Origin of the sequence: Brachyspira catarrhinii (assembly GCF_005518285.1) — a bacterium.
Lineage (GTDB): Bacteria > Spirochaetota > Brachyspiria > Brachyspirales > Brachyspiraceae > Brachyspira > Brachyspira catarrhinii.
In genome coordinates this window covers 1-6,239 of sequence record NZ_SJDU01000121.1, presented here as the reverse complement: position 1 = coordinate 6,239, position 6,239 = coordinate 1, and the positions used below count along the sequence as shown (strand labels likewise).

Here is a 6,239-nt window from a genome sequence, read left to right as displayed (position 1 = left end):
CTTTATGTAACTTCGCGGGAGGACAACTTATCGGACAAAAATTTGACGATTGATAAGCGCTCAAATAAGGAGGTAAAGAGATGTCGATAACGGCATCTCTTTTTATTTTTATTTTATAAACAATAAATTAAAAAATAATTATTTCTTTTTATTGGTTTTATTTTGAAAGCTTTTGCAAGTATTAACAACAAGCTCTTTTAAAAATTCTTTATCTTCAATATTTTCCACAAAATACATCGGTTTTGCATTTTGATAAGGAACGGCTTCTTTCAAATTATAATCTTTATTCGTTTCTACGATTTTTATAAGAAGTCTGTTATCGTAAATTCCGCCGAATAAAATTTTATTATAATAAAGCAAATATTCTCCCATCATTGATTTATAACTTATATTTTCGAGCAAATCCAATTTGTCTAAAATTAAATCTCTGTATTCTTTTGTCGTTGGCATAATTTAATTTTCTTTCATTATTATATTATTCTTTTGGAGCATACTTTTCAAGTTCGTCTAAATTAGGCGTATTCATATTAGCTTTTTCTTTTAATTTGTTAAATTCATTCGCCAAAGCAATCATTTCGTTTTTGCCCGATATTGAATGTTCAGTAGCCATTAAATTTCCTAAAAAAGTGGAACAGCATATTTTAAAAAATATATAACATTTTCTTCTGTTTTGAGACACTGCTTTATAATCTTCTTCTGGAAGTTTATCGTATCCCAATTTTCCCAATATATCATAACCTTCTTTAATAGCGTCTATTATTTTGTATATAAATATTTTATCATTTTTAATATTTTTTAAATTTAACCCCGAATAATAGCAGGCATAAAATACTGGAAGAACAAAAGCCATATGGCATTTTAACCAGTCGTCCATTCTATTTTCAATGTCCGCTTTTATTTTAGTATTTTTAAAAATTTCGTTTATAAAATCATTGTCCGCATTTTTATTATCGGTTCTCCCTATGGTAATTTTATTTAAACATACCGAATTAATTTTATTTTGAGATTTATTTCCAGCGGCTTTGAAAAATCCGAATAATACATTTTTACTTTTCAATAAATCTAAAAATTTATCGGTATCGAGATTATTACCAACTAATATAATATTCTTTGATATATTTTTATTTAAAATATCGATTATACTTTCTATTTGAGTAAATTGCATAACAACGAATATAACATCGTAAAAATCGTTTTCCTCTAATTTATTTATCACATTTATTTTGTCGTTTGTAGTCTTAAATTTTAATCTATGTTTTATAGTTAATCCGTTATTTTTTATTTCGTCAAACCAATAACCTCTTGCAAGCAAAGTTATTTCATTTTTGCTTTTAAATCGGCTTTCAAATAATGTATGAGCCAGATTGCATCCTAAAACTCCAGCTCCGTATATTAAAATTTTCATTTTAGTTTTTCCTTATAAATCTATACATTTACAAACATCAACCCATTTTTTGTAATTAACTATTTTTTCAAGTTCGTCAACGGTTAGTTTTATCGCACTGTTGGAACTTCCGCAAGCGGGATAAACAATTTTAAGTTTTTTTAGAGATTCGTCCAAATAAATAATCACATTTTCGTTTACGCCGAAAGGACAAACTCCGCCCACTCCATGCCCGATTAATTCTTCCACTTTTTCAAACGGAATCATTTTCGCTTTCGTTGAAAATTCCGCTTTATATTTGCCGTTGTCGATTTTGCAATCTCCCGCGACTACTATCAATATAGGTTTATCCTCGATAAGAAACGACAAACTTTTTGCAATTTCTTTTTCTTCGCAGTTTATCGCTTTTGCCGCTTCTTGCACAGTCGCGGACGAAACGGGAAATTCCATAACCTCGCTATCCAAATTAAATTGTTTCAAATATTCTTTAGCTTTTATAATTGACATTTTCATCCTCTTTTTATTTATTTGTTTTTTATTTTTCAAAATAGATTTTAAACATTATATTATACGATTCTTTTTAATCAATATAACGGGCTTTATAAAAAATTAATAGAATTTAATTTAAAATTTAACTTTATCAATAATGGATTGCTTAGCTCTTTTCAAATGACAAATAATAAAAACCTCTCTTATTTTTTAATAAAGTCGGTCCACTTATTATACAATTCTTTTATTTCATCGTCCAAATAATTCATGGCTTTTTCTTTTATAGTTTCGGGAATTCCATAAGCGGCTTCGGCTATGCTTCCCGTAATCGCCGCAAGAGTGTCGCTGTCTCCTCCGATTGAAATCGCGTTTCTTATCGCGTCTTCAAAATTTCTGCTTTCCAAAAAAGAAACTATAGCCTGAGGGACAGTTCCCTGACAACTTTCGTTAAAAGTATAGGAAGAACGAATTCTATCTAAAGTAAAGTTTAAGTTATATCTATATCTTTTTTCTATTTCGTTTTTGAGAATATATTTATATTCGTTTACGTCATTTTTGGATTTTCCATGTCTCATATAATATATGGAAAGAGCCGTAACCTGCGCTCCCTTTATTCCTTCGGGATGATTATGCGTAACTTCCGCCGACATTTTCGCCAATTCTTCCGTTTGTTTAATTCCCTCTTCGATTGGAATATCTAATTTTGCAACCCAACCGCATGGAGACACTCGCATCGCCGAACCGTTTCCCCAACTGTTATAAGGTTCGGAATTTTCGGATGTAAGCCAATTTCTAAAAGAACCGCCGTAACTTTTAGAAATATAATCATTTCCCCATTTTTTCATTGACTGAATAAAATTTTCATGTTGTCCGCCGTTCATAATGGCGTCCGCAATCGCAACAGTCATAACCGTATCGTCCGTAAAAAACATTTCGTCCGTAAATAAATCGAACTCTTTGGTTTTTATATTATTGAATTCGTATATAGAACCAACTATATCTCCAATTATCGCTCCAAGCATATTTTCTCCGTGTTATTTAGTTATTTTATTATAACATATATTAAAAAATATTTAAAATGATAAATTATTGAAATTCGCTTTCAATCTTCTTCTCAAAATCGTTTTCCGATTTTTCAATTTCCTTTTTAAAGTCGTTAATATTTTCAAAATTTTCTTCGTTTGATTTTTTATTTGGTATTAAGAAAGCGTATTTAAAAATCGAAGGACTATAATCTTCCAATATATTTTTATTATATTCTCTATTTAAAATTCCTATATTGTCAAAACTAAATTCTTTATTTTCGGAAGGATAAACGAAACCGCCTTTTTTAGCTCCCAAAGTATAGACATAAGAAATTATTTGATGTTTGTCGCTTCCGTCAATTTCTTCGTTATTTTTATTTAACATTTTATATTTCGTATCCAAAACTATTTTTTTATCGTAGTTATAAAAATCGGGATAGACGCTCCATTTATTATTTAGAAGATTAATTCCGTCCGTTTTCTCTTTATTTCTCGGATGTTTAAAATTCAAATCTTTTAGAATTGTATAAATATATTCTTCCCAAAGATAAGCGCCGTCAAATAAAATTCCGTAAATTTTATTTTCTTCTCGTCCGTATTTTATTTCCTCATGCCTTAATATTTGAACGCATATTTTTCTTAAAGGTTCGTATTCGTAAAAATAAGGATGGTTCAATTTTTTCAAATTCTTACCAATTATATTTTGTCTTTTATTTTTATCGTAGCTCGAAGTTGCTTCAATCATTTGCGATATGGAATTTTTCACTTCCTCTTTTGCAATATTCAAAATTCCTTTGCTTTTCGTATTGATATATTCTATAGTATGTCTTATTAATTGAGTTATATTATTATCGTAGCTGTATTCTCTCGTTTTGTAAGCGACTTTGCCGTTAAATGGAATATTATTTTTTATATGCCGATTAATATCAATCGCTCCTCTAACATTCGCATCGTTATATTCTCTTTTTTGATAGCTTTTATAAATTCCCTGTCTAATCGCTTTTTGGAAAAAATGAATAAACATATAAATTAAAAAATCAAACGAATCGTCTTTATTTGTAGAATGTTGCAGGTCGAATATATTAAAACATAAAACTTTTTGAAGCATATAGTGAAGAAAATAATCTTTATCTTCCGAAGCAAACCTCGAAGTAATTTTTATTTGAGTTTCGTTATAACCGATAAAACCCATTAAATTATTTGTTCTTACTTCATTATTATAAATATTAAAAATAGTTTTGTTACCGTCAATATCTTTGCTTTTATTTAAATCGCTTGGGAATATCAATAAATTATCGTTTTCTATTATATCTTTTATAGTTCTGTGAGATATTTCTTTTAATGAATTTATATCTTCTTCTGAAATAGTTTTTTCGGTTTCAAAATATTTTAAATCTTTAATCGCATGACTTCTATTATCTATTAATGGAATGCATTTCATTATTATACCTAATTTAATTTATTCTTCGTCAATAATTTCTTCTTCTCCTTCAGTATCATTATCGCTATTTGAATTATAAGCGTCTTTTAAATTTTTCATTATTTCTTCTTGGTTTGCCATGCCTCTTGTGTATTCAAATAAAAGCATTTTTAAATGGATATTCCATAATTTATCAAAATCGCCATTATAATCTTTATCTTTAATCTTTTTGAAATATGCAGCTCCGATATAATAGGCTTCCGATAATTCCGCTTTTTCTTTAATGGCATTATTTAAATTATCCATTCTTCTTATAGTTTCGTATTTTAAATCTCCTAAATCGTTTAATATAGTTTCTTGCGTATCTTCGGCTTTAATCTCTTTCCAAGCGAATCGTCTACGCATAGCGAAATCCATACTTTCAACGCTTCTGTCAATATCGTTCATAGTTCCGATTATATAAACATTTTCGGGAATATAAAAACCGTCTTTAAATTCGTCTCCGTCCTCGATTAAATTTGCATATTGAGTTAAAACTTTTCCTTTTTCTCCTCTATAGCCAGAATCAACCGAAAAGAATAATTCGCCGAAAATCTTTGAAATCTCGCCTCTGTTTATTTCGTCTATTATGAATACAAAATCTTTCTTTTTTACTTCTTCAATAGTTATATTATTTTTTTCTTGTTCTATTTTTTCATTATATTTATCATAAAACGCTTTTAGAAATCCATAAATATATGTATGGTAATGGGTTATTTTTAACTCGTCAATAAAATCTTTAAACTTCCATTCTTCAGGTTTTTTAGTAATAAATTTTTTATAATAATCTGCCATTAAATCTAGTTTTTTTATAATTATGTGTTCTCTATCATTTTTAGTTTTTACAGTAAATCTAAATTCTTTTTCATCTTCTTTGTAGACTATATCTATAATTGGAGCAGCAATTCCTCCGCCTATTCCATATATTTTATATCCTTCACTACTATTAGTTATTTCCATGCTCACATCATTATAAAAATCTTCTAAATATTTTTTTATAATTTCTTCATAATTTAAAGTAGAAATATCTTTTTCGCTATCTTTTAAGTTTTTAAGAGCTTTTTTACAAAAGGCTTTAAAAACTCCGTCTTTCCTTATAAAACCAATATTTCCATTTTTGTTTTCAGGTCTTAATCCTTCCACAAAATCGGTATAATCGTAGGAAGGATGGAATTGCACGAATGCGCATTGTTCTTTAAAATTAATATCATTTTCAACGCTTTCGTCATAATCTTTATTTAATATCATTTTGGAAGCTATTTGTTTAGCCAAGTAGGTTTTACCAGTTCCCGGCGCTCCCGTTAGTATTAGGTTTTTGTTTGATTTTAATAATTCAATATATTCTGTCATTTTTCCTCCGTTATTTATATAATATAAAACTTCGTCTATAACTTTTTTATCATTTGTATTGTCTGACTTTAATTCATATAATGCAGGTATTCTATTAGCTTCGCCATAAGCACAATTATTATTCCAAGATATACTTTTATCCTTAATATCAATGAAATTTTTTAAATTTATTGCTTGCAAAGTGTAATTATTTTCATTACCTTTATATTTATACTTATAGGCTTCAGAATTTACCAACCCAGCAAAAAAATTCCTTTTTTGAAAATTAGCACCTTGCGCTATAATAATTAAATCATTTCTTTTTATAACATTTTTAAATTTATAGCCAAGTTCATTATCTTCTCCCCAACCAATTAAGGCTACATGGTTTTTACTCATTAATTCAATAAAATCCTCTACGGGTTCTGATTTATCATTTAATACATTTGGACTTATTACCCAACAGTTCATTATAAACTCCAATAATATTTTTGATAACTATTATAAATAAATTTGATTATATTTCAAGTTGTATTAAAAAAATTTATATTTC

Annotated in this window: 6 protein-coding genes; all 6 read right to left on the bottom strand. The window is 28.0% G+C overall.

Going from position 1 to position 6,239, the window contains the following annotated elements:
• Positions 1-138 precede the first annotated feature (138 nt).
• Complete coding sequence (locus EZH24_RS05935) at positions 139-450, bottom strand: TfoX/Sxy family protein (protein ID WP_137998222.1); 312 nt, start codon at positions 448-450, stop codon at positions 139-141.
• A 25-nt stretch (positions 451-475) separates the two neighbouring features.
• Positions 476-1,405 carry a ketopantoate reductase family protein gene (locus EZH24_RS05930; RefSeq protein WP_137998221.1) on the bottom strand — a complete coding sequence of 310 codons (930 nt, stop codon included), beginning with the start codon at positions 1,403-1,405 and terminating at the stop codon, positions 476-478.
• 12 nt (positions 1,406-1,417) lie between these two features.
• The gene (locus EZH24_RS05925) at positions 1,418-1,891 is read right to left on the bottom strand and encodes a YbaK/EbsC family protein (RefSeq protein ID WP_137998220.1); all 474 of its coding nucleotides are present in this window, start codon (positions 1,889-1,891) and stop codon (positions 1,418-1,420) included.
• A 185-nt stretch (positions 1,892-2,076) separates the two neighbouring features.
• Complete coding sequence (locus tag EZH24_RS05920) at positions 2,077-2,895, bottom strand: ADP-ribosylglycohydrolase family protein (protein ID WP_137998219.1); 819 nt, start codon at positions 2,893-2,895, stop codon at positions 2,077-2,079.
• Between the two features lie 64 nt (positions 2,896-2,959).
• On the bottom strand, positions 2,960-4,339 hold the full coding sequence (locus EZH24_RS05915; protein ID WP_137998218.1) for an McrC family protein: 1,380 nt from the start codon (positions 4,337-4,339) through the stop codon (positions 2,960-2,962).
• 18 nt (positions 4,340-4,357) lie between these two features.
• Positions 4,358-6,157: an AAA family ATPase gene (locus EZH24_RS05910; RefSeq protein ID WP_137998217.1), complete on the bottom strand. Its 1,800-nt coding sequence runs from the start codon at positions 6,155-6,157 to the stop codon at positions 4,358-4,360.
• Positions 6,158-6,239: the final 82 nt, after the last annotated feature.

What these genes read in the sequence shown, in the direction of transcription:
- EZH24_RS05920 (WP_137998219.1), bottom strand. Translation starts at nt 2,895, where the DNA reads ATGCTTGGAGCGATAATTGGAGATATAGTTGGTTCTATATACGAATTC.
- EZH24_RS05910 (WP_137998217.1), bottom strand. Translation starts at nt 6,157, where the DNA reads ATGAACTGTTGGGTAATAAGTCCAAATGTATTAAATGATAAATCAGAA.
- EZH24_RS05930 (WP_137998221.1), bottom strand. Translation starts at nt 1,405, where the DNA reads ATGAAAATTTTAATATACGGAGCTGGAGTTTTAGGATGCAATCTGGCT.
- EZH24_RS05925 (WP_137998220.1), bottom strand. Translation starts at nt 1,891, where the DNA reads ATGTCAATTATAAAAGCTAAAGAATATTTGAAACAATTTAATTTGGAT.
- EZH24_RS05915 (WP_137998218.1), bottom strand. Translation starts at nt 4,339, where the DNA reads ATGAAATGCATTCCATTAATAGATAATAGAAGTCATGCGATTAAAGAT.
- EZH24_RS05935 (WP_137998222.1), bottom strand. Translation starts at nt 450, where the DNA reads ATGCCAACGACAAAAGAATACAGAGATTTAATTTTAGACAAATTGGAT.